Source organism: Palleronia sp., assembly GCF_042089775.1.
Taxonomy (GTDB): Bacteria; Pseudomonadota; Alphaproteobacteria; order Rhodobacterales; family Rhodobacteraceae; genus Palleronia.
On record NZ_JBELKF010000001.1, the window covers coordinates 1 to 20,664 of the forward strand.

At 63.3% G+C, this 20,664-nt stretch carries 20 protein-coding genes and 1 pseudogene; 12 read left to right on the forward strand and 9 right to left on the reverse strand.

Annotated elements, in window-relative coordinates:
- Positions 1–708: 708 nt before the first annotated feature.
- Entirely contained in the window at positions 709–1,710 is a 1,002-nt protein-coding gene (locus ACFDS3_RS00005; RefSeq protein WP_375260273.1) for an SDR family oxidoreductase, read from the forward strand.
- A gap of 206 nt (positions 1,711–1,916) precedes the next feature.
- Here the strand turns inward: ACFDS3_RS00005 and ACFDS3_RS00010 are convergent.
- Positions 1,917–2,102, reverse strand: a pseudogene (locus ACFDS3_RS00010) (IS21 family transposase); the annotation flags it as partial.
- Between the two features lie 1,602 nt (positions 2,103–3,704).
- Positions 3,705–3,878 (reverse strand): hypothetical protein, encoded by a 174-nt coding sequence (locus ACFDS3_RS00015; protein ID WP_375260274.1) that lies wholly within the window; start codon positions 3,876–3,878, stop codon positions 3,705–3,707.
- Positions 3,879–4,576: 698 nt separating this feature from the next.
- On the opposite strand from ACFDS3_RS00015, the gene hslV reads away from it, so the two are divergent.
- The 3 genes from hslV to ACFDS3_RS00030 all read left to right on the forward strand — a co-directional run bounded on the left by hslV (position 4,577) and on the right by ACFDS3_RS00030 (position 7,750).
- Positions 4,577–5,131: an ATP-dependent protease subunit HslV gene (gene hslV / locus ACFDS3_RS00020; protein ID WP_375260426.1), complete on the forward strand. Its 555-nt coding sequence runs from the start codon at positions 4,577–4,579 to the stop codon at positions 5,129–5,131.
- A 3-nt stretch (positions 5,132–5,134) separates the two neighbouring features.
- Positions 5,135–6,442, forward strand: a complete 1,308-nt coding sequence (gene hslU, locus ACFDS3_RS00025; protein ID WP_375260275.1) for an ATP-dependent protease ATPase subunit HslU — start codon at positions 5,135–5,137, stop codon at positions 6,440–6,442.
- 69 nt (positions 6,443–6,511) lie between these two features.
- Positions 6,512–7,750 carry an MFS transporter gene (locus tag ACFDS3_RS00030; RefSeq protein WP_375260276.1) on the forward strand — a complete coding sequence of 413 codons (1,239 nt, stop codon included), beginning with the start codon at positions 6,512–6,514 and terminating at the stop codon, positions 7,748–7,750.
- Here the strand turns inward: ACFDS3_RS00030 and ACFDS3_RS00035 are convergent.
- From ACFDS3_RS00035 to ACFDS3_RS00045, 3 genes are read right to left on the reverse strand one after another with little or no spacing between them, the layout of a single operon-like run.
- On the reverse strand, positions 7,715–8,311 hold the full coding sequence (locus tag ACFDS3_RS00035; RefSeq protein WP_375260277.1) for a Smr/MutS family protein: 597 nt from the start codon (positions 8,309–8,311) through the stop codon (positions 7,715–7,717). The two genes, ACFDS3_RS00030 and ACFDS3_RS00035, sit on opposite strands and share 36 nt — an antisense overlap.
- Positions 8,311–9,333, reverse strand: coding sequence for a murein transglycosylase A (locus ACFDS3_RS00040; RefSeq protein ID WP_375260427.1), 1,023 nt, complete (start codon positions 9,331–9,333; stop codon positions 8,311–8,313). The genes ACFDS3_RS00035 and ACFDS3_RS00040 overlap by 1 nt, the downstream gene beginning before the upstream one ends.
- Complete coding sequence (locus ACFDS3_RS00045) at positions 9,330–9,992, reverse strand: Tim44/TimA family putative adaptor protein (RefSeq protein WP_375260278.1); 663 nt, start codon at positions 9,990–9,992, stop codon at positions 9,330–9,332. Before ACFDS3_RS00045 ends, ACFDS3_RS00040 begins: the two co-directional genes overlap by 4 nt.
- A gap of 104 nt (positions 9,993–10,096) precedes the next feature.
- Here ACFDS3_RS00045 and ACFDS3_RS00050 point away from each other — a divergent pair, with 104 nt between their 5' ends.
- Positions 10,097–10,612 (forward strand): FxsA family protein, encoded by a 516-nt coding sequence (locus ACFDS3_RS00050; RefSeq protein WP_375260279.1) that lies wholly within the window; start codon positions 10,097–10,099, stop codon positions 10,610–10,612.
- Positions 10,613–10,638: 26 nt separating this feature from the next.
- A complete protein-coding gene (gene secB / locus ACFDS3_RS00055; protein WP_375260280.1) occupies positions 10,639–11,169 on the forward strand; it encodes a protein-export chaperone SecB in 531 nt (176 codons plus the stop codon).
- A 4-nt stretch (positions 11,170–11,173) separates the two neighbouring features.
- Here the strand turns inward: secB and dnaQ are convergent, their stop codons facing one another.
- From dnaQ to ACFDS3_RS00075, 4 genes are read right to left on the reverse strand one after another with little or no spacing between them, the layout of a single operon-like run.
- A complete protein-coding gene (gene dnaQ, locus ACFDS3_RS00060) occupies positions 11,174–11,860 on the reverse strand; it encodes a DNA polymerase III subunit epsilon (RefSeq protein WP_375260281.1) in 687 nt (228 codons plus the stop codon).
- Complete coding sequence (gene coaE, locus ACFDS3_RS00065; RefSeq protein ID WP_375260282.1) at positions 11,853–12,440, reverse strand: dephospho-CoA kinase; 588 nt, start codon at positions 12,438–12,440, stop codon at positions 11,853–11,855. The genes dnaQ and coaE overlap by 8 nt, the downstream gene beginning before the upstream one ends.
- Positions 12,437–13,267, reverse strand: a complete 831-nt coding sequence (locus tag ACFDS3_RS00070; RefSeq protein WP_375260283.1) for a shikimate dehydrogenase — start codon at positions 13,265–13,267, stop codon at positions 12,437–12,439. Before ACFDS3_RS00070 ends, coaE begins: the two co-directional genes overlap by 4 nt.
- The gene (locus tag ACFDS3_RS00075) at positions 13,264–13,857 is read right to left on the reverse strand and encodes a Maf family protein (protein ID WP_375260284.1); all 594 of its coding nucleotides are present in this window, start codon (positions 13,855–13,857) and stop codon (positions 13,264–13,266) included. The genes ACFDS3_RS00070 and ACFDS3_RS00075 overlap by 4 nt, the downstream gene beginning before the upstream one ends.
- Before the next feature lie 369 nt (positions 13,858–14,226).
- Between ACFDS3_RS00075 and ACFDS3_RS00080 the strand changes: the two genes are divergently transcribed.
- The 6 genes from ACFDS3_RS00080 (at position 14,227) to ACFDS3_RS00105 (ending at position 20,661) form a co-directional block, all read left to right on the forward strand.
- Entirely contained in the window at positions 14,227–14,676 is a 450-nt protein-coding gene (locus tag ACFDS3_RS00080) for a CopD family protein (RefSeq protein ID WP_375260285.1), read from the forward strand.
- Positions 14,677–14,877: 201 nt separating this feature from the next.
- Positions 14,878–16,149 (forward strand): transcription termination factor Rho, encoded by a 1,272-nt coding sequence (gene rho / locus ACFDS3_RS00085; protein ID WP_375260286.1) that lies wholly within the window; start codon positions 14,878–14,880, stop codon positions 16,147–16,149.
- A gap of 6 nt (positions 16,150–16,155) precedes the next feature.
- Positions 16,156–17,421: a tRNA uridine-5-carboxymethylaminomethyl(34) synthesis GTPase MnmE gene (gene mnmE / locus ACFDS3_RS00090; RefSeq protein WP_375260287.1), complete on the forward strand. Its 1,266-nt coding sequence runs from the start codon at positions 16,156–16,158 to the stop codon at positions 17,419–17,421.
- 12 nt (positions 17,422–17,433) lie between these two features.
- Positions 17,434–19,302, forward strand: a complete 1,869-nt coding sequence (mnmG, locus tag ACFDS3_RS00095) for a tRNA uridine-5-carboxymethylaminomethyl(34) synthesis enzyme MnmG (RefSeq protein WP_375260288.1) — start codon at positions 17,434–17,436, stop codon at positions 19,300–19,302.
- On the forward strand, positions 19,299–19,877 hold the full coding sequence (gene rsmG / locus ACFDS3_RS00100; RefSeq protein WP_375260289.1) for a 16S rRNA (guanine(527)-N(7))-methyltransferase RsmG: 579 nt from the start codon (positions 19,299–19,301) through the stop codon (positions 19,875–19,877). Before mnmG ends, rsmG begins: the two co-directional genes overlap by 4 nt.
- Positions 19,861–20,661, forward strand: coding sequence for a ParA family protein (locus ACFDS3_RS00105; protein WP_375260428.1), 801 nt, complete (start codon positions 19,861–19,863; stop codon positions 20,659–20,661). Before rsmG ends, ACFDS3_RS00105 begins: the two co-directional genes overlap by 17 nt.
- Positions 20,662–20,664: the final 3 nt, after the last annotated feature.

A 20,664-nucleotide genomic window follows, 5' to 3' on the forward strand; every position in this document is an offset into this window, starting at 1 on the left:
GCGCCACGCTGCACTGCTGCAGGTCGTCCACGATACCGACATCTTCGACTGGGGCGCCACGTTCCTCGACTGCCTGAACAGTATCGACCGGAAGAAGATCCTCGTCCAGTCTTCCGCCTTCGGTGGAGACCTTCCGTATGAAACGCATCTTCCGCAAGGTGTCCGCCACTTGGAGCAGGAGAGGTCGTGCTTCAAAAACGCGAACTGTCGTCGAGGCCGAGCATCACCTGATCGTCGGGCCTGTGACGATGCATGGGTGACGGGGATCGGGTGCCACGGATCAAAGTCCGAGCAGGTCAACGCGCAGATATTCCGAACTCTCTCAAGAAAGGAAAACAGGTCGTCGGCCGCTGCGAGGGGCGCCACCGTACACGTACGCGAGGAGATGCAGCCGTGCGCCAGAAACGGCGTACGCAGTCAGCCAACGCGCGTGAGACACCGGCCCCACGTCTTGCGTTTCTCCTTTTCGGCGGCGAGAGCAGCCGCTCGAGAAACGCTCCGGTTTATGCCGTGTGTGTACTCAGTTCGTATTACCGTGGAACATTGCCGCAGTTGAACGATTGCCACCCCGACACCGGCTGTCCGCTACCACTGTCCGGTCGGCAGGCGAAGCGTTCGAGACGCGAACTCCGATCCTTCCGGCCCGCCTTCACGACCCTCCCCAGGATGGATGGGCGTAGCCGGTCGCCTCAGTAAGGAGAGACGAGAATGACCGAATTCGACCCGACTCGCCGCGCCCTGATGGCAGGTGCTGCCGTGACCGGGGCCGCCACTGCCACCGGCTCGGCCTTCGCCCAAAGCAACCAGTCGAACGGCGAAGGTGCCCCGCTGACACGGCAGGCCGCCGATTTCCCCGAGCCGCCCTATCCCAAGCAAAAGCAGCCCTGGCCCGGTCTGGCACAGGAGATGAACCCGCGGCCCGATCACGGCGAGGAATCCTACCAAGGCACCGGCCGGCTGCGCGGCAAGCGGGCGCTCATCACCGGGGGCGACAGCGGCATCGGGCGCGCCGCGGCCATCGCCTTTGCGAAAGAGGGCGCGGACGTCGCGATCGCCTACCTGCCCGAGGAAGAGCCGGATGCCCAGGACGTCAAGCGCGTGGTCGAGCGCGAGGGTCGCACCTTTGCCGCTTTCCCCGGCGACCTGCGAGACAAGAGCTACACCACCGGCCTTCCGGAGCAGGTGGTCGAGGAACTCGGCGGGCTCGACATCCTGGTGAACAACGCCGGCTATCAGCAGTGGGTGCCGGGGCTCGAGGAACTGTCGGACGAGCAGTTCGATCAGACAATGAGGACCAATCTCTACGCCATGTTCTGGCTGACCAAGGCAGCCCTGCCGCATCTCGAACCCGGTGCCGCGATCATCAACACGTCGAGCACGGTGGCGGCAGATGCGCCCGAGATTCTGATCGACTACTCGATGACGAAGTCCGCGATCCTGTCTTTCACCGACACGATGGCCAAGCAGCTCGCCTCGCGCGGAATTCGGGTGAATGCCGTCACGCCGGGACCGATCTGGACGCCACTGCAGGTCGCGGGCGGACAGAAGCCCGAGAATATCGTTCATTTCGGCGCAAGCACCCCGGTCGGGCGGGCCGGACAGCCGGTAGAACTGGCACCGCTCTACGTCGCGCTTGCAGATCCGGCGTTCAGCTACTCGACCGGTCAGGTCTTCGGCGCGACGGGTGGCAGTCCACAGCCCGCGATCTGAGCGCGTTCATGCTATTCGGCGACACGCGGAGCCGCATATTCAAGGTGCGAGACCGGAGCGGGATTCGGTCTCGCGCTCGCACCAGCAAGACCTGTGATCTATCCGTGGAAAATGCTCGTGTTGCGGTAACGCTCATCTTCGAAGAGAGTGCCTAGACCTTCGCGTACAGAGATTTCAGTCGAACGCGGGGCAAACGTATCCTGCTGCATCCGCTCGAACTCCTCCCGGCAAGACCCGATCCCTGGCTGCGGCTGAACGCTGCGTTTGTAGGTCACTTCGGTCGCGCCCGCCGGTGTTCCGGAAACCCGAAGCTCGCGACCGATCAGCTTGATCGGCTTCCTGTCCTGAAAATACGCCCGACGGATCTTCGCAATCGTCTCCAAGACCGACATGCTCAACCAGCTCCCATTGCACACGGAAGCATCATGGACACAAATATCAGGGGGTGACTTTCGGACGCCGATCCCGATACGGGCGATCGACTGAACAAGTGCACGGCGCGCCTGCCCTAAGGGCTGCGGCAAAGGACTGCTGGTCGAGCCAGCCTCCATCCCGAGCTTCGAATGACCAGTCTTGGCTGTCCCAGACGAGGTCGAGTTTTTCAGCGAGGGCTTTGAAGTGCCTTGCCAGAGCCCTTTCGTTGACGGCGCGACCATCGGCGGATCGGAACCAGAGGCCGCTAGCCGTATCCAATCCGGGAACGGTCTCGGCGGGTCTCGCAGAGAAAATTGCCGATGTTGCGATCGTGGCCAATGATGCGGAATTCGGTCATATCGCAGGCAAACGCGTTAGCGCGTGAAGGACTCCGGCCTTGACTTGGCCGCTTTGAATGAGCTGACGCAAATTACGCGCCACATCGTCTTTCTCGTCTCGGCTCTTTTGAACGACGAGGCCGAAGTCGGTGAAAGAAATGGGGATCGCGCGCGGGCGACCCAGTTCAGCAGCCTGCGATGTTGCATCAAAAATGGGCCTGGTTGTGCCGCAAGAAGCCCTTGCACAATCCTATACCGCGCCAACGGCGAACCCTGTTCGTACGAGAGCCCTGGAGGATCTCATAGAAGCGGCCTGATCCGTCCTGCGAGCCTTTATGGGGTTTCCAGGGCAGCGAAAACCGGGCTCTCGTGCCCCCCCCCGCGAACCGGCTCCAATCGGAAAGGCGAACGAACCAGGAGCCGTTCTCTCCGCTGAAATCTGCGGTTGCGAGAGAGCTTGTAGTTCTGCCCAAAAGCATGAGCAGGCAATGTTCGACGAGACGATGTGCTGAGCCGCTGAGCGCGTTTACGGAGCTGATTCTGCTCGCGTGCTCCCTTGGGTCTGCAAAGGTTGCCGTGGGCCGGCCTTGCCGTTCTTCTCGGTGTACGTTTTGCCGTTCTTCTTACGTGTCACTGAGCCACCCCTCCCGGATGCTCGGCCGGCGCGTCGATTCTACCCGCAGGGCCCCCTCTTCCTCCTGATCGACGGCGTTCTCGGGCGCGAGGGTAAGGTCCGAAACGCGGGTCGGCCCTCTGGGAAGGCGCCCATGCCTCGGGCTGCATTGCAAGGGTCCCAAACACCTCCGGATCCTCCATGGCGACCGATAGGATCTTGCGCGGCCTGTCGTTCGTCAGGTTGCGCAGCATGCCTTGGGCGCACTCCGTGGCGATCCTCGCGGGTTGCAGAATTCCACCCATCGAATCCGCCGCGCATTGAACCGCGATGCCTAGTAGCCGCAGCGATTCGCACGCCTGTCTCCACTGTCCTGTTGGGTAAGCTGTTTATCACTGCCCCAACTTCGCGACCTGCAATGGCTCGACCCGCAACTCGGGGTGCTGTGTCAGAAGCTCTCGATTCATGCGCAATCAAGTGCGTGCCTTCGCAGGCGTGAAGCTGCCAGAGGCCGATACGGCCCCATGCGGAAACCGTCTACGGAGATGGGTCCCGGGTGGCGTCAGGAGCGGCACGTTATGTGTCTGCGCCGCTGCAGCCTCTGCGCCCCACATTCACCTCCGGCGTCATCACCTCGTCGCCGTCGCTGTTCCTCCTGAGGCTGCTCCTACGGCACCATGGTCGAAGGTCTCGTGCAGCGCTCGGCTGGAGGTCTGCATCTCGTTGATCGTCCGCCGACCTCCGTGAAGCCGTCCACCCGCACCGAAATCCTTGAGGATGGCTTCTGCAATCTCGTCGATCATCGCCGCCGTCGTCTTCCGCTGGTTCAATTCGGCCCCGACGTTCCGGCCAGTCTCCCAACGGAAGAGGAGAGCCGATACATGTCTCCCCGCGCCGTGGCGGGCTCCGCGAAGCCGCCTTACTCTAGCAGGAAGGGACGCCCTTCGCGGTGGGATCATCCGCCCCAGCCCGACCAGGCTCGTCAGCTCACCTCTGGGCTACCGTCGCGCTCCGGATACTGGGCGCGGCCTCCTTCGGGACCGCGGCCCACAGCGCCCGTTCCTGCTCCAGAGCGTCATGCATCTGCGCTCTTACCCGGTTTGTCATCCATCTGGAACTGGTGTTTCCGGATTGACGCGCTGGATATCGTCATCTCCCGCCTGCATGGCCTGATCAAAGTGGTCCTGAATCCGCCTTCGGTGCTCCCCGAGGCTCTGGTCGAAGAAGTTGCGAGCCTCCGCAACATCCCACCGCTCAAGCCATCCGTCCCAATGCTCGCCCCTGATCAAAGGCCGCACTGGCTTTCAAGCCGCTCCTGCAGCAACGCGCTTTCCCGCATCGCCTGCTGTTCGAGGTCAGGAAGGCTCAGATGCCCACTCCCGGTGGGCGGGTCAGGCCAAACTCGTCAGGCTGGCTGATCTGGCTCTTCGTCGGGGAAGGCATGGTTTGCATTGCCCCGTCGGACGTCCATATGGAGGACGTTCTACGAGAGGAGACGGCGATGGCCGAGAATTTTCCAGGCTGGCACGGGACGACGATCATCGGGGTCCGCAAGGGCGGGCGCGTGGTGATCGCGGGCGACGGCCAGGTCTCGCTGGGCGACACGGTGATCAAGGGGACGGCGCGCAAGGTGCGGCGCCTGAAGCCCGGCGGGCATGATGTCATCGCAGGTTTCGCCGGATCGACCGCGGACGCTTTCGCGCTGCTCGAACGGCTGGAGGCAAAGCTCGAGGCGACGCCCGGTCAGCTTCAGCGAGCGGCGGTCGAGCTGGCGAAGGACTGGCGGACGGACAAGTACCTGCAAAAGCTCGAGGCGATGCTGATCGTGTCGGACGGGCGCGACCTTTACGTCGTAACCGGCGCCGGTGACGTGCTGGAGCCCGAGCATGACGTTGCCGCCATCGGCTCGGGCGGGAACTACGCCCTCGCGGCCGCGCGGGGCCTCTACGAGCACATGGATGACGCCGAAGCGATCGCGCGCCGCGCGATGGAGATCGCCAGCGACATCTGCGTGTACACCAACGGCAATCTTACCGTCGAAACGCTGGAGGCCTGAGACATGAGCGACATGACCCCGCGCGAGATCGTTTCGGAGCTTGACCGCTTCATCATCGGGCAGAAGGACGCCAAGCGCGCCGTCGCCGTGGCGCTGCGCAATCGCTGGCGCCGCAAGCAACTGGCCCCCGAGATGCAGGAGGAGGTCTATCCCAAGAACATCCTGATGATCGGCCCCACCGGCGTCGGCAAGACCGAGATCTCGCGCCGCCTGGCCAAGCTCGCCCGTGCCCCGTTCCTCAAGGTCGAGGCGACGAAGTTCACCGAGGTCGGCTATGTCGGCCGGGACGTCGAGCAGATCATCCGCGATCTCGTCGAACAGGCGATCACGATGACCCGCGAGCACATGCGCGAGGACGTGAAAGCCCGCGCCGAGGCCAATGCGGAAGAGCGCGTGATCGAGGCCATCGCCGGCGAAAACGCACGCGAGGGCACGCGCGAGATGTTCCGCAAGAAGCTGCGCGCGGGCGAGCTCGATGCCACCGAAATCACGCTGGAACTGCAGGACAGCTCGAACCCGTTCGGCGGGATGGAGATGCCGGGGATGCAGCCCGGCCAGATGGGCGGTATGAACCTGGGTGACATCTTCGGCAAGGCCATGAAGGGCCGGACGGTGCGCAAGACGATGACGGTCTCCGAAAGCTACGGCGTTCTGCTTGCCGAAGAGGCCGACAAGCTGCTGGACGACGAGTCGGTGCAGAAGGCGGCGGTCACCGCGGTGGAAGAAAACGGGATCGTCTTCCTTGACGAGATCGACAAGGTCTGTGCGCGGCAGGATGCCCGCGGCGGTGAGGTCAGCCGCGAGGGGGTGCAGCGCGACCTGCTGCCCCTGATCGAAGGCACCGTGGTCGCGACGAAATACGGGCAGGTCAAGACGGACCACATCCTGTTCGTCGCGAGCGGAGCCTTCCACGTTGCAAAGCCCTCGGATCTCTTGCCCGAGCTTCAGGGCCGCCTGCCGATCCGGGTCGAGCTGCGCGCGCTGACCGAAGAGGATTTCGTTCGCATCCTGACCGAGACCGACAACGCCCTGACGCGCCAGTACACCGCCCTTTTGGGCACCGAGGAGGTGACGGTCGACTTCACCGAGGACGGCATCGCCGCCTTGGCGCGGATCGCGGCCGAGGTGAACCAGTCGGTCGAGAATATCGGCGCGCGGCGGCTCTATACCGTGATGGAGCGGGTCTTCGAGGAACTGTCGTTCGAGGCACCCGACAAGGCGGGCGAGGCCGTGACGGTGAACGCCGACTTCGTCGAGACGCACCTGGGCGAGCTGTCCCGCTCGGTCGATATCAGCCGCTACGTGCTGTGATCCCGGGGGGCGGCGTCTTTCCCGGACGCCGCCCCTTCCCTTTCCCGCTGAACGGCGCAATTCACGCGCATGCCGTTCCTGAGCTTCCTGCGCGAGAACGCCCCCTTCCTGGCGGTCGGCGTTCTTCTCACCTTCTGTTCTTCCTTCGGACAGACGTTCTTCATCTCTGTCTTCGCCGGCGACATCCGGTCTGAGTTCGACCTGTCGAACGGCGACTGGGGGTTCCTCTATTCCGTCGGGACCACGGCATCGGCCGCGGTGATGGTCTGGACCGGCATCCTGACCGACACGTTCCGGGTGCGCGTCCTGGGACCGATCGTCCTGGCGCTGCTGGCGGCTGCCTGCGTGCTGATGGCGACCGTCTCGGGTTGGTGGGCGCTGGTCTTCACCATCTTCGCACTGCGCTTCTGTGGACAGGGCATGGCAACGCTGGTGGCGACCGTGGCGATGGCGCGCTGGTTCGTTGCGAACCGCGGCAAGGCGCTGTCGGTCAGCCGCGTGGGGATCTCGTTGGGCGAGGCGTTCCTGCCGATGATCTTCGTCGCCGCGCTTGGCGTGCTGGACTGGCGGACGCTGTGGTTGATCGCGGCGGGTATCGTCGTGGCGCTGCTGCCGCTGCTGTGGCCCCTTCTTCGCCTTGAACGGACGCCGCAGAGCATCGCCAAGGACGACCAATCCGCCGGGATGAACGGAGCCCACTGGACGCGCGGCAAGATGCTGGGCCACCCGCTGTTCTGGCTGATCGCGCCGATGCTGATCGCGCCGGCGGCATTTTCGACGGCGTTCTTCTTTCACCAGGTCCACCTCGCCGAGGTAAAAGGGTGGAGCCACCTCGGCCTCGTGTCGACCTTCCCGATCTTCACCGCCACCGGTGTCATCGCGTTGTTCGCCTCGGGACCCATCATCGACCGGGTGGGCACGGCACGGCTGATGCCCCTGGTGATCCTGCCCATGGGGCTTGGCTTTGCCGGGTTCGCCTTTGCGCCCAGCCTTGCGACGGCGATGATCTTCATCGCGCTGATGGGGCTGACGCAGGGGCTGAACAACACGGTGCCGCCGGCCTTCTGGGCCGAGTTCTACGGGACGCGGCACATCGGCGGAATCAAGGCGCTGGCGGCGGCCTTCATGGTGTTCGGCACGGCCGTGGGGCCGGCGCTGACGGGCGCGCTGATTGACCTTGGCGTGGCGTTCCCGCAGCAGATGATCTGGATCGGCCTCTATTTCTTCGCCGCAGCGGCGCTCGTGGCCGTGGGTGTCGCCCGGGCGCGGACGTCACTTCCGACGCAGGTAGACGTAGAACGCGCCTGATCCGCCGTGGCGCTGGTGCGCCGTCGTGACCTGCATGACGACGGGCCGCAGCGCGCCCCCGTTCAGCCAGTGCGGCACCTGATGGCGCAGGATTCCGCGACGCTCGGGGATCGGGCCACCGTCATCGCGGTCGCGGCCCTTGCCGGTGATGACGAGGATCAGCCGCTTTCCCGAGGTGTGAGCCGAGAAGACAAAGGACATCAGCCGGGGATGCGCCTCGGCCAGGGTCAGGCCGTGGAGGTCGATGCGGCCCTCGACCTCCATCCTTCCGCGGGTCATCCGGCGGTGGGTCTTGGCGTCCATCCGCACCGGCTGCGAGGACAGGCGCTCGGCCAGCTTGGGCTGCAGGCGGTGATCGGCCGCCTTCGCGGGCGCCTTCCCACCGAGGCTGAAGCCCGACAGATCGACCGGCGGCGTTTCGGCCACGGGTTTCGGCGGCTCGGGCTTTGGCTTGGGCGCGGGGGGCGGATTGCGCGCCGGGTGCAGGGGATGAGCGGTCCGTTCGATGCGCTGCCAGAGCTCACGCTCTTCCGGGCGCAGATCGCGACGACGACGGGCCATCAGATGCCCTCGGCGGTGGCGTAGGCCCTCTGGATCGGCAGAAGGACGATCATCCGGCCGCCCTCCTTCACCGTGCCGGCGAGTTCGCCCGCCGCGTTGCCAGAGCCGAAGAAGATGTCGGCCCGTTGCGGGCCCTTGACCGCCGCGCCGGTGTCGTGGGCGATCGTCAGACGGTGGAGATCCTGCGCGCCGTCCGTCTCGATCCAGACGGGCGCGCCGAGCGGCGTGTAGCGCGGGTCGACCGCGATCGAGCGCAGGGCCGTGATCGAGCGGTTCATCGCCCCCAGCGGGCCGCGGTCGGCGGGCACGTGGCTGACTTCGCGAAAGAAGACGTAGGACGGGTTGTGGTGAAGAAGCGAGATCCCTTCTTCGCCCTTTTCGCGGACCCAGTCGCGGATGCGATCGATGTTGACCGAGTGCTCGTCCATCTCGCCCCGGCGGATCAGCTCTTTTCCGATGGAGCGGTAAGGATGGCCGTTCTTGCCGCCAAAGCCCACGCGGATCGCCGTGCCGTCGTCCAGGCGGATACGGCCCGAGCCCTGCACCTGCAGGAAATACACGTCCACCGGATCGGTGAGATACGCAATTTCAAGTCCACGACCTTGCAGCGCATCCCCGTCTTCGATCTGGGCGCGGGTCAGCCACGGACCGGCTTCGGCTTCGGGCGGAGTGGAGTAGATCGGGTACTGGTAGGCCCCGCCCCTGTAGCGCGAGCCCAGAAGCTCGGGCTCGTAATAGCCGGTGAAGAGCATGGGGGTGCCATCCTCGATCAGGACGGGGCTAAAGTGCAGCTCGAAGAAAAGCCTGGCGTCGGTCCAGTCAGCCGCCGTTTGACACAGCGTGGTCCAGTCGGGATCGCGCAGGTCGCGGCAGGTCTCGAGGAAGACGTCGAGCACTTCGGCGTGGTCATCCTCGGCCCAGCCCACAAGATCGGAAAATTCGAGGACCGAGTAACTCGCGGCACCTGCCGGCGCGGCCGCGAGGGCCGCGGCGGAAAGGCAGGCCGCGAGCGCTCGCATCAGGCCCCCGTTGCGACGAGCTGCCAGTTGGGATCGTCGGCGCCCATCTCGCGCGCGAAGGTCCAGGTGTCGCGCTGGCGCTTGATCTCGGTCGGGCTGCCCTCGACGACCTCGCGCTCGGCGTTGCGGACGACGGTCGTCAACTCGGCCAGGAAGCGGACGGTGATCTCGCCGCGCCGGGTGGCTTGGTCGAAGGTGGCTCGATAGAGTTCGACGTCGCGCACGCCGACGATCTCGCTTTCGATCTTGAGGCCCTGGGCCTGACGCTCGGCAATGACCTCGTCGAAGGCCGCCGCGACCTCGGGATCGAGGAAATCGCGCACATCCGAAATGTCGCCGCGTTCGAAGGCAATGAAGATCATCTCGTAGGCCTGGCGCGCGCCTGACAGGAACTCGCCCACGTTGAAGCTGGGTTCGGCCATCTTCATTGCCGCGAGGGCCTTTGCGCTTTCTGACCCCTCTTCGACATGGTCGGTGATGTCGCGGTCCGGGCCGCCCTCGATCACCTCGAACTCGGGGCGCTGGCGCTTTCCGCCCTGAGGCTTCGCCTCGACGGGCGGTTTCTCGAATCCGTCGCGGGTCCCGAGCACGTTCTTCAGACGCAGGATGAGAAATATCGCGATCCCAAGAAGGACCAGCAACTGGATGACAGAATTACTCATGGACCCTCGAAAGGCATTTGGTGGCATCGTGCACGATCCGTTCCTATCTAGGGATCGTGTGGGCCCGCGTCCACCGCCACGACCCTGACAAAGAGGTGCGCCCCATGTGGCTTTTGCTGGCGTTCATCGCCGTTCCGCTGATCGAGATCGCCCTGTTCATCCAGGTGGGCGGCGCGATCGGCCTCTGGCCGACCCTGTTGATCGTGGTCGTGACCGCGATCCTTGGCACCAGCCTGGTCCGGTCGCAGGGGGCGCTGGCGATCCGGCGGCTGAAGAGCTCGTTCAACGAGTTGCGCGATCCGTCCGAGCCGCTGGCTGACGGGGCGATGATCCTGTTCGCGGGCGCGTTGTTGCTGACCCCGGGGTTCTTCACCGATGCCTGCGGTTTTGCGCTGCTGGTGCCCGGCATCCGCAAGCGGATCTTTCTGGAGGTGAAGAAGCGGGTGAAAGTGGAGACCGTTCACTACGGCAACCCCGGCGTCCGACCGCGGCCGAGCCACGGGCGCGGCACGGTCATCGACGGCAACGCCGAAGAGATCGAGATCACCGAGCCCGATCCGAACCGCCGCCCCTCCGGCTGGACCCGCACTCCGCCGGGTGGTAGGTCCGGACGCAACTGAATGACCTGAATTCCGGAGCGAACCAGATGGCCGAGACCGAAAACGACACCCAGCCGCAACAATCGGCGACCCAGGCGAACGGCGAAGCGCCGGCGATGCCGCAGATCCGGCCGCTGGCGCAGTACATCAAGGACATGTCCTTCGAGAACGCCTTGGCGCAGCGTGGCCTGACCGGTCAGGCGCAGCCCGAGGTCAGCGTTCAGGTCGCGCTCGACGCCAAGAAGCGCGAGGGCCAGGAAGGTCAGTACGAGGTGACCGGCAAGTTCACCGTCCGCTCCAAGAACAAGGACAGCGAGGACATCCTGTTCCTGCTCGAGCTGGAATATGGCGGGATCTTCCACGTGTCGAACGTGACGGACCAGCAGCTGCACCCGTTCCTTCTGATCGAAGCGCCGCGGCTGATGTTTCCCTACGTGCGCCGGATCGTGTCCGACGTGACGCATGACGGCGGCTTCCCGCCGCTCAACCTCGAGCCGATCGATTTCGTGAAGCTCTACCGTCAGGGCCTTGCGCAGCGGGCGCAGGCACAGCAGGGCCAGCCGGCCGGCACCGCGTGATTGCCTAGGCGAGCTTCTTCCACAAAGCGTCGTCGCCCAGCTTGTTCACGAAAGCGGCATGGGCGGCGGCTTCCTCGGCCGTGATGCGTGAGGGCAGCGGCTGCGAACGCGGACGGGGGCGCCACGCCGTTTCGATCGGGCCCGTCGTTTCTGTCGAGGTCGAGAGACCGAAATCAGGCTGCCGCCCGCCGACCAGCTCCAGGTAGACCTCGGCCAGGATTTCAGAGTCCAGAAGCGCGCCGTGCAGCGTCCGGTTCGAGTTGTCGATTCCGAACCTGCGGCAGAGCGCATCCAGCGTCGCGGGCGAGCCCGGGAACCGCTGCCGCGCCATCATCAGGGTGTCGAGAGCCTGATCGCTCGGAAGCTGACGCAGATTGAGCCACCGCAGTTCGGCGTTCAGGAATTTCATGTCGAACGTGGCGTTGTGGATCACCAGCCTGGCATCGCCCACGAAATCCAGGAAATCCTGCGCAATCTCCGCGAACTTGGGCTTGTCGCGCAGGAAATCGTCGCCGAGGCCGTGCACCTGGAACGCCTCCTGCGGCATCGAGCGTTCGGGGTTGATATAGACGTGGAACGTGCGGCCGGTGGGAACGTGGCCCATCAGTTCCACCGCGCCGATTTCGACGATGCGGTCGCCCTGTTCGGGTTCGAAGCCGGTGGTTTCCGTATCGAGGACGATCTCACGCATTTCTGAGGCTCCGGATCAGGCGGTCGATATGGACCCGTGTTTCGTCGATCGTGACCGACGGCACAACCACGTCGGCCTGGGTGCGCTTTTCGGCGTCCGGCATCTGCTTGGCAAGGATGCGCGCGAACCGTTCTTCGGTCATGCCGGGGCGGGCCAGGACCCGCTTGCGCTGGATTTCGGCCGGGGCAGAGACGACGACGATGGTGTCGACCTCGGCAGCGGCGCCGACCTCGAACAGCAAGGGGATGTCGAGCACCACGATGTCGCTATCGGCAGCGGCGATGAAGGCCGCGCGGTCGGCGGCGACGAGCGGGTGCACGACAGCCTCGATCTGCCCCAGAGCGTCGGACTCGCGTGCAATCCAGTCATTCAGCGCGGCGCGGTCCACGCCATTCGGCCCGACCGCCTCGGGACAAAGGGCTCGCACGGGCTCGACCGCGGCGCCGCCGGCGGAATACAGCGCATGGACCGCCGCGTCGGCGTCCCAGACCGGCACGCCCGCTTCGCGGAACAGATTTGCAGCAGTCGATTTTCCCGTCCCGATCGAGCCGGTCAGGCCGATCACGTGTGGCTTGTTCATGCGAGGGTGGCTGCGCGCAGGTCGTCATCCACCTCGGGGCGCGGACCGAACCACCGCTCAAACCCCGGTGCGGCTTGGTGCAGCAGCATTCCAAGACCGTCGACGGCGATACATCCGGCCGACCGCGCTGCCTTCAGGAAGTCGGTTTCGAGCGGAGTGTAGACGAGGTCGCTGACCACCGCTCCCGGCATCAACCCGTCCAGCGGGACGCGGAAGGCGGGCTTGCCTTCCATCCCCAGCGAGGTCGTGTTCACCACCGTCACCGCATCGTCCACGATATTGCCGGCGCGCACCCAGTCATGGACCACGACCTTGGCGCCGAACTCCTGCCGGAGCGCCTCGGCCCGGCCGCGGCTGCGGTTGGTCAGCCGGATCTGCGGCACGCCCGCGTCAAGGAGCGACACAATCACCGCTCGTGCCGCGCCCCCTGCCCCGAAGACCGCGGCCGGGCCGTTGCGCGGGCTCCAACCCGGGGCCGCCTGGCGGATGTTCTCGAGGAATCCGAAGCCGTCGGTATTGTCGGCTTGCATGGACCCGTCGTCGCGGAAGGTGATGGTGTTCGCCGCCCCGATCAGCGCCGCGCGATCGGTCACGGACTGGGCGATGCGCAGGACGGTCTCCTTATGGGGGATCGTGACGTTGCAGCCGACGAAGCCCATCTTCGGCATCGTGCGCAGCACCTCGGCAAGGTCCGCCGCGCCCACGTCCATTGGAATGTAGTAGCCGCGCACGCCATGCCGGCGCAGCCAATGTCCGTGGACCTTGGGCGAGCGGCTATGTGCAACGGGATGGCCGATGACGGCTGCCAGGGGGATACGATCGGTCATGCGGGAACGATGCCCCTGAGCGTCAGCCACGACAAGAGGGGCAGCATCGGCAGCCCCTGCACCGTGAAGAAATCGCCCTCGATCGCGGCAAAAAGACGCATTCCCTCGGCCTCAACCTGATAGCCGCCGACGGCGTGGCGGATGTCGTCCCAGTTCCGCCCGACATAGTCCTCGATGTAGTTTGGCGTGAGCTGTCGCATCACTAGGCGCACGGTCCCGACATGGCGCCAGACGGGCGCACCGTCTTCATAGGCGACGACCGCGCTGTGCAGCATGTGGCGCCGCCCCGACAGCGCAGCGATCTGCGTGATCGCATCGTCGGGATCGGTCGGTTTGGACAGGATCTCCCCGTCTAGGTCGAGCACCTGATCGCAGCCGAGCACCAGATCGCCCGGCCGTTTTCCCGCGACCTTGCGCGCCTTCGCCTCGGCAAGCGCATCCGCGATGTCGCGCGGAGAAACGCCTTCGGCCATCAGCGCGTCGCGGATGGAGGCTTCGTCAACCTTCGCATCCTCGATCTCGACCGGAACGCGGGCCGCGGCGAACAGAGCGCGCCGCGTCTGGGAGCGGGACGCGAGGACAAGTGCCATGAAAACCCTGTGGACAAACTGTCAGCGAATTCGGCCAAACGAGAGGCCTCGGGAGAACAGGGCCATTTGTCGGAAATTCCACAGGACTTGTCCACTGGCCTGGGCGGTTTCCCCACAGCTTGGGATAGAGTCGCGTCAATCGAAACTTATCCCCACGCTTCTCCCACCGTTCTCCTGATCTTGTGAAACAGGCAAGGCACTGAAAGTACTACTTTTATTTGATGTTCTTCGTTTGTCTTTCTGCTATTCTTGTCCCGAGGTGCACAGGATAGAAGAACTGTCCGAGAATCGCAGGTTCTTCGCGTCTTCACAGGACCCACAAACGACAACATCCCTTCTCTTAAGAGTCATTTTAGTTATGAGAGAAGGATGAGTGACCTTCTGAGCCCCGCCTACCCATCGCTTCTCAGCCTGCACATCCTGTCATTCGTCGCGTGGATGGCTGGCGTGTTTTACCTGCCCAGGTTGTTCGTCTATCATGTCGAGGCCGCCGCCGGTGATCCCGGACGGGAGGAGCTGTTCCAGACGATGGAGCGGCGGCTTCTCCGGGCGATCATGAACCCAGCGATGATTTCGACCTGGATTTTCGGTCTGCTTCTGATCGGGACCGGCGTGGTCGACTGGTCGTCCTTGTGGCCCTGGACGAAAGCCGCAGGCGTAATCGGGATGACGTGGTTTCACATGTGGTGCGCCCGGCAGCGCAAGGCGCTCGCCGCCGGGCATGTCGATGTCCCCGGGCGCCAGTACCGGATGATGAACGAGGTCCCGACGCTATTGCTCGTGCTGATCGTGTTCTCTGTCATCCTGAAGCCGTTCTAATCTTTCTCGCCCTCAGGACATGGTTTCTGGATCCCTAACTGGCCGAGAAAGCGTTAAGGCGGCGTTAAGCTGCGTAAATCCCGCGCTGGCAGATTGACATGTCTGCGGTGGCTGCCTAATTGCGCCAAGACGGCCGTCCGGTCGTGCGCTTTCCCTTACGACACTTGCATTGGCCCGATCACGGGCCCCGGAGCCCATTTCATGAGCGATGATCGCGTTAACCTGTCCGATCTCAAGGCACAGAGCCCGAAGGATCTTCTGGCACTGGCCGAAGAGCTCGAGATCGAAAACGCCTCGACCATGCGCAAGGGCGAGATGATGTTCTCGATCCTCAAGGAACGCGCCGACGAGGACTGGACGATCGGTGGCGACGGCGTTCTCGAGGTGCTCCAGGACGGGTTCGGTTTCCTGCGCTCGCCCGAAGCGAACTACCTGCCCGGCCCCGATGACATCTATGTCAGCCCCGACATGATCCGCCGCTACTCGCTTCGGACCGGAGACACGGTTTCAGGCGTGATCCGCGGCCCGGACGAGAACGAGCGCTACTTCGCCCTCGTCGAAGCCGAGACCATCAATTTCGAGGATCCCGCGAAGGCTCGCCACAAGGTGGCGTTCGACAACCTGACGCCGCTCTATCCCGACGAGCGGCTGAAGATGGAAATCGAGGATCCGACGATCAAGGACCGCTCCGCGCGTATCATCGATTTGGTTGCGCCCATCGGCAAAGGCCAGCGTTCACTGATCGTCGCGCCGCCGCGGACCGGCAAGACGGTTCTGCTGCAGAACATCGCCCACTCGATCGAAAAGAACCACCCCGAGTGCTACCTGATCGTGCTGCTGATCGATGAGCGACCGGAGGAAGTTACAGACATGCAGCGGTCCGTGAAGGGCGAAGTCGTTTCTTCGACCTTTGACGAGCCCGCCACGCGTCACGTTGCGGTCAGCGACATGGTCATCGAGAAGGCGAAACGCCTTGTCGAACACAAGCGAGACGTCGTGATCCTGCTCGACTCGATCACCCGCCTCGGCCGGGCCTTCAACACGACGGTCCCCTCCTCCGGCAAGGTGTTGACCGGTGGTGTTGACGCGAACGCACTGCAGCGGCCAAAGCGTTTCTTCGGCGCCGCCCGGAACATCGAGGAAGGCGGATCGCTGACGATCATCGCGACGGCCTTGATCGACACGGGTAGCCGGATGGACGAGGTGATCTTTGAAGAGTTCAAGGGTACCGGCAACTCCGAGATCGTTCTGGATCGCAAGGTCGCCGATAAGCGAGTCTATCCGGCTATGGACATCCTCAAGTCCGGCACGCGGAAAGAGGAACTGCTTGTCGACAAGGGTGACCTGCAGAAGACCTACGTCCTGCGCCGGATCCTGAACCCGATGGGCACGACGGACGCGATCGAGTTCCTCCTGGGCAAGCTGAAGCAGACCAAGACGAACTCGGAATTCTTCGACTCGATGAACACGTAAGGCGCCATGGATACGATCTTTGCCCAGGCGACCGCTCGCGGAAAGTCCGGGGTGGCGGTCGTACGCGTTTCGGGGCCGGATGCGGTCGCCGGTGTCGGAACGCTATGTGCGTTGCCGGAGGCGCGCCGCGCCGCGCTGCGCAAGATCTACGACGGTAATGGTGGCATTCTGGACGAGGGGCTTGTCCTCGTCTTCCCCGAGGGTTCAAGTTTCACCGGAGAGCCGGTTGTCGAGCTACAGTTGCATGGGTCGATCGCCATCGTGCAGGCTGTTTTGCGTGCCCTGGATCGGATTCCAGCATTTCGTCCCGCCGACGCGGGTGAGTTCACACGACGCGCCCTCGGGAATCAGCGCCTCGACCTGGTTCAGGTGGAAGGCCTGGCGGACCTGATCGAGGCCGAGACAGAGGCGCAACGGCTTCAAGCGCAGGCAGTCCTTGCCGGGGCGCTATCGGAAAAAGTTGGGGAATGGCGGAATAACCTGATCGAGGCGAGTGCCCTGCTGGAGGTTACGCTCGACTTTGCCGATGAAGAGGTTCCCGTTGACGTGAAGCCGGAGGTTGCAGCGCGCATTCGCGCGGTCAAAACCTCCCTTGAGTCAGAAATTGCTGGTTTTGCTGCTGCCGAACGTGTCCGGGACGGGTTCGAAGTGGCCATCATGGGTCCTCCGAACGCCGGGAAGAGCACCCTGTTGAACGCCATAGCGAAACGTCCTGTTGCGTTGACATCGGAGATTGCGGGAACGACGCGAGACGTTCTTGAGGTGCGAATTGACTTGGACGGACTGCCGGTCACCCTGCTCGACACGGCCGGTATCCGCGAGACACAGGATGTCCTTGAGAGCGCGGGGATCGAACTGGCCCGGTCGCGCGCACGTCAGGCTGATCTTCGCGTGTGGCTTGATCTGGACGGCGCAAGCCCCCCCGATGATGTCGATATCGTCCTGCGTGCGCAGGATGATAAGGGATCACTTGGCGGTATCTCTGGCAAGACGGGACACGGAGTGAGCGCCTTGCTCGACCAGATTGGCAGCGTTCTGGCCGAGCGTGTACCGCAGAGCCGGTTGGCTATTCGTGAGCGTCACCGGAGTGCGATGACAAGAGCCGCTCGGCTTTTACAGATCGCCAGTGATGGACTAGAGCATGGACTGGTGCCAGAGCTCGTGGCGGAACAACTGCGGGACGCGTCCAGTTGCCTCGCAGAGATCGTAGGTGGTATCGATGTCGAAGATTTACTCGGCGAGATTTTCGGGCGCTTCTGCATCGGGAAGTAGGGAGTGTTTCACGTGAAACATACGGATGTGGTGGTTGTAGGCGGCGGCCACGCGGGTGTTGAGGCGGCAAGTGCTGCGCGGCGCCTCGGCGCCCATGTTATCCTCGTGACGCTGAATGCTGCACAAATTGGCGCGATGTCCTGCAACCCGGCCATCGGCGGGCTCGGCAAAGGCCATCTGGTGCGAGAAATTGACGCTTTGGGCGGCATTATGGGCGTCGCCGCGGATCGCGCCGGCATCCAATACCGCCTGCTCAACCGCTCGAAGGGGCCAGCTGTTCAGGGTCCGCGAGCCCAGATGGACCGCGCCCTGTATCGGGAAGCGGTCCAGGAACTCGTCGCGGAACTCGGCGTCGAGATCGTTGAAGCCCAAGCGACCGATCTGATCGTTTCGGCAGGTCGGGTTGCGGGTTTGCGAACAGACGTGGCCGGCGATATCCAAGCGAGAGCCGTCGTCCTCACGACCGGCACGTTCCTGAACGGGATCCTTCACATCGGTGATGAGCAGCGATCCGGCGGTCGCATGGGCGAAAATGCTGCCATCGATCTTTCCCAGCGCCTCTATGGCTTGGGCCTTCCGATGGGAAGATTGAAGACCGGCACCCCGCCGAGACTCGACGGTCGGACAATTGACTGGGACGCCCTGGAGATGCAGCCCGGGGACGCGGATCCTGTGCTCCTGTCATTTATCAGCGACGCAACGGCAGCTCGCCAAGTCCCCTGCCACATCACGCATACCAACGGGCGCACCCACGAGATCATTCGGCGCAACATCAAGCGGTCGGCGATGTACTCCGGGAATATCACCGGCCAAGGGCCCCGCTATTGCCCTTCGATCGAAGACAAGGTTTCCCGCTTCTCGGATAAGTCGTCCCACCAGATATTTCTTGAGCCAGAGGGGCTGGAAGATTCGACGGTCTACCCGAACGGCATTTCGACCTCTCTGCCCGCGGATGTCCAGCTCGACTACGTAAGGTCGATCGAAGGACTGCAGAATGTTGAAATCCTGAAGCCTGGCTACGCGATCGAGTACGACTACGTCGATCCGCAGGCACTGGATAACACCTTGCAGTTGAAAGATCTTGAGCGCCTGTACTTGGCGGGTCAGATCAATGGCACAACGGGCTACGAGGAAGCGGGCGCTCAGGGCCTCGTTGCCGGACTGAACGCTGCTGCCGCGTGCCAAGGCCGGCCGCCCATCACGTTCTCACGGACCGAGGCATATCTGGGTGTAATGATCGACGATCTTATCACTCGAGGCGTCACCGAGCCTTACCGGATGTTTACCTCGCGCGCAGAATTCCGCCTTTCTATCCGAGCGGATAATGCAGATCAACGACTCACGCCGCGCGGGATTGAGCTTGGTGTCATTGATGATATCCGGAAAGACAAGTTTGACCGAAAGATCCGTGAGTTGGACGAGGTTCGACGCGTACTGAACAGCAAGGCCTTCTCCCCAAACGAATGCCGGACGGCAGGAATCGAGCTTTCTGCCGATGGAGCCCGGCGGACGGGCTTCCAGCTTCTGAGTATGCCGAACGTGGATGAAGCAGATGTTTCGAAACTGATGCCGGAGCTCGCCTCTTGTGCACGGCATGCTGTCGTTCAAGTCGGACGTGAAGCGATCTACGCAAATTATCTCGAGCGGCAGGAGCGGGATGCGGAGCGCATTCGACGCAACGAAGCTCTTGCGATTCCGCAGGAGCTGGACCTCCGTTCCGTTCACGGTATCTCGTCGGAACTTAGGGATAAACTGCACAGGATTCGCCCTGGCAACATAGGCGCTGCCTCACGAATTGAAGGAATGACACCGGCGGCGCTGAACGCATTGATCTATTCGATCAGGCTGGAGAATAACGATATTGCGCGAACTGCGCTGTGAGTGTTTCACGTGAAACAGAAGCCCGTTGTGCCCGCCTTGCGGCGCTAGTTCGCCGTTGGAATCCCCGCATAAACCTCGTTTCCAAGTCTTCACTGGAGGACCTCGAAACACGCCACATTGCCGACAGCCTAGCCGTTGCCAGTTCTGTCTCCGATGTCCGAACGTGGGTTGACTTGGGTTCAGGCGGCGGTTTTCCGGGACTCGTGGTTTCCATCTGCAAACCAGATGCACAAGTCACCCTCGTCGAGTCAGATCAAAGGAAAGCAGTATTTCTGCGACGTGCCTCAAGCGAACTTGGTCTGAACGTCGCAGTTCGGGCGTCACGCATCGAGGAGGTTCCTCCCCTTCTGCCGGATGCCATATCTGCGCGGGCGCTGGCGCCACTTGATAGACTTCTAGCTCTCGCGGTCCCGCATGGTCGCGCCGACACACGCTATGTTTTCCCAAAGGGCGCAAGATATCGGGAAGAGATCGAAGCCGCGCGCAAGAACTGGCGGTTCGACATTGACGTTCAGCCCAGTAAGACCGACAAGGAAGCCGTCATCCTCGTCATGGAGAATATCGAACGTGCCTGAGACGCGGTCGCGCGGCGCGAAAATCGTCGCTATCGTCAATCAGAAAGGCGGCGTCGGAAAGACCACGACCGCCATCAATCTTGGTGCGGCTCTCGCGGGCCAGGGCAAGCGCGTGGCCATCATTGACCTGGATCCTCAGGGGAACGCGAGCACGGGTCTCGGGATTGACATAGATCGGCGAGAGTTGTCGACCTACGATCTTCTCCTTGAAAGCAGCCCGCTGACGGACGTCTTGCAAGATTGTGATATCGAGAACCTCAGGATCGTACCCGCCACTTCGGACCTGTCTTCTGCGGACATCGAGATGGTGTCGAAGGGGCAGCGGACGACGTTGCTCAAGACGGCGCTTCGCGGCTCGGCAATCGAGGGACTCGACTTTATCTTCATCGACTGTCCTCCGTCCCTATCGCTTCTTACAGTGAATGCAATGGTCGCGGCGCATTCGGTTCTCGTGCCGCTGCAAAGCGAGTTTTTTGCGCTGGAGGGATTGTCGCAGCTCATGCTGACCATTCGGGAAGTGCGCGCCAGCGCAAATCCCGAACTCGCCATCGAGGGTGTCGTTCTGACCATGTTTGATGGCCGCAACAAGCTAGCCCAGGGCGTGCTCGCCGATGCAAAGGAAACGCTGGGGGAGCTTGTGTTCGAGACGATCATCCCCCGCAACGTTCGCGTCAGCGAGGCGCCCTCTTACGCGCTTCCGGTACTCGATTACGATCCTACGTCGAAGGGCAGTCTGGCCTACAAGGCTTTGGCTCATGAATTTGTCGCCCGGGATCAAGTCTGAGGA